General features: G+C 48.1%; 3 protein-coding genes. All 3 read right to left on the bottom strand.

Going from position 1 to position 2,177, the window contains the following annotated elements:
- A partial coding sequence (locus tag Q0338_RS01075) for a threonine/serine exporter family protein (protein WP_298085150.1) occupies window positions 1-629 on the bottom strand: 629 nt, incomplete at its 3' end.
- Window positions 626-1,093, bottom strand: a complete 468-nt coding sequence (locus Q0338_RS01070) for a DUF4149 domain-containing protein (protein WP_298085149.1) — start codon at window positions 1,091-1,093, stop codon at window positions 626-628. The genes Q0338_RS01070 and Q0338_RS01075, both read right to left, overlap by 4 nt.
- 156 nt (window positions 1,094-1,249) lie before the next feature.
- Complete coding sequence (gene prmC / locus Q0338_RS01065; RefSeq protein ID WP_298085148.1) at window positions 1,250-2,098, bottom strand: peptide chain release factor N(5)-glutamine methyltransferase; 849 nt, start codon at window positions 2,096-2,098, stop codon at window positions 1,250-1,252.
- Window positions 2,099-2,177 lie beyond the last annotated feature (79 nt).

Below are 2,177 nucleotides of genomic sequence, written 5' to 3'. Positions count from 1 at the left end.
CCCGGCATCAAAAAGAGTATCGACGAGCCGATCGCCACGTCGCTAGTGTGCGTAAGGCCGTAAAATACGCCAAGATAGGCGATAAAAGATACGACAAACGAGGTCAAAACATACTGGATTTTTAAATTTACGCCCATTTTAGCAAGCGCGAATTTAAGGCTATATCCAACAAGCGTCGCGAAAAATACGCATACGACCGAGCCCGCATCTCCGCCGAAAAGCCTGCAAAACGCCGCATTTGCAAGGCTGATCAAAATAAGCGAGCTTGTAAATTTATTTGCGCCTATTCGCATGACGCCCTCAAACTGCTCTTTGGCCTCATCTAAGCTCAAATTTTCATCCAAAATCCGCCAGCTAAGCGATGAAAGCTCGGAAATACGGTTAAAGCTCACCTGCCCCAGCGGGATCTTTTTTACGTAAGTTCGGCGCAGGGAGTTGTCGGCCGAGTCCATGACGCTAATGGTAAAATATTTCACGAAAATCGTCACGCTAACGTCGTAGCCGTAGCGCCTAGCCACGCGGTCCACGCACTTTTCGACGCGCGCGGTGTAGGTGCCCGCACTCACCATCGCCGCCGTGTAGTCAGATAGAAAATCGGTTAAAATTTGGATATCGGGCTTTGCGCTCATTTTTCTGCGGTTTTAAATTTGATAAAAAACAAAGCAAGCTGCGCAAACAACATCAGCTTCATCGTCCACTCGCTAGCTACGTGCATCTGCCTAAACTCGGCCGTCTGCGTCGCCGCCTCGCCAGCGGCCTGCGCATCCATGACGAAAGGCGTGAAGTAAAACACGAACGAGAGCGCGAGGACTAAATTTATCGCGCAAAGCATACCCATGCTAAATTTAGCGGCAAATTTGACGCTAGATCTAAACGATGCAAACTCGTAAAGCGCGGCTATGACGCTAACGGCTAGCAAGGCGTAGTTAAATTTAACAAATATCGTAGCCATCAGTTTGCCGCTTTGAAACTGCGTAAGTACGCCCTCGCCAAGTATGCTCTGCGGATAAAAAATCGTGGGTGCAACCAGAGCGCCCAGAGCCAGCTCCGTACCGATGAGTGCGCCAAGAAGCAAAAAATAAACGCTTTTCATAATTTTCCTTTTTTTGATTTACCGCACCCATTTTAGGGTTATAGCATTTAAAATCCGCTAAATTTAAGCAAAAAGGGCGAAAATTTACGAGCGCTAAATTTGACGCAAGTAGTAGCAAATTTAGTTTACCAGCCAAAGCCCAAACTGCGCGCAAATTTAGAAATTTGCAAATATATTTCGCGCGACGAATCCGCGGTCAAACCCAGCTAAATCCTTGTAAAACTCCGCCTCGAACCCGTTAAATTTAAGCGCGCTTTGCATGCTTTCTCGCTGATCGTAGCCCATCTCGCAGGCTAGGTATTTTACGCCGCGATTTTTAGCGACGAGGATTATGTTTTTTAAGATCTCGTCGCCCGCCGCACCGCCAAAGAGTGCCTCATGCGGCTCGTTTAGCACGAATTTATCAAGCCCGTAGTCCCGCGCTATGTATGGTGGGTTTGAAACTAGCAGATCAAACTGTCCGTAAATTTGATCCAGATATGCGCATTTTACGAACTCTATCCTATCCTCTACGCCAAATTTCGCGGCGTTCTCGCGAGCTAAATTTAACGCCTCGTCGCTGATATCGGAGGCTATTATTTTGGCGTTTGAGTTTAGCGCCAGGCAGATGCTGATTATCCCGCTTCCGACTCCAATCTCGGTGACTAGAGGCGGCTCCTTTCGCGCGGGTAAATTTGATAAAATTTCAAGAGATTTTTCGACTAAAATTTCAGTCTCCGGACGCGGGATCAAGACGCCCTTTTTTACGTTAAAGCTAAGTCCGTAAAAGCCCGCCTCGCCCGTTATATACTCTAGCGGCTCGTGACTTGCGAAGCGCTTTGCAAGTGCGAAATATCCGTCCGCATCCTCTAGCTCGCGGTTTAAATTTAAAAATATCCATTCGATTTTTACGCCAAGATGCTTCGTTAAAAGTGCCTTGGCTACGCGCGCCGGATTTGCGCCGCTTATCTCGCACGCTGGAGCTATCTGCGAGGCGGCGGCTTTTAGCGCGTCATTTACCGTCATTTTCCAGCTCGTTTATACGCTCAAAGAGGCTTGGGTGCGAGTGATAGAAAAAGGCGTAGAGCGGGTGAGCCTTCGGGAA

It is taken from the genome of uncultured Campylobacter sp., from assembly GCF_938018145.1.
Classification (GTDB): domain Bacteria; phylum Campylobacterota; class Campylobacteria; order Campylobacterales; family Campylobacteraceae; genus Campylobacter_A.
The sequence above is the reverse complement of the archived record's forward strand: the minus strand, read 5'-3'. Positions and strand labels throughout refer to the sequence as shown.

Coding starts and splice junctions, on each gene's coding strand:
- prmC (WP_298085148.1), bottom strand. CDS start 2,098: ATGACGGTAAATGACGCGCTAAAAGCCGCCGCCTCGCAGATAGCTCCA.
- Q0338_RS01070 (WP_298085149.1), bottom strand. CDS start 1,093: ATGAAAAGCGTTTATTTTTTGCTTCTTGGCGCACTCATCGGTACGGAG.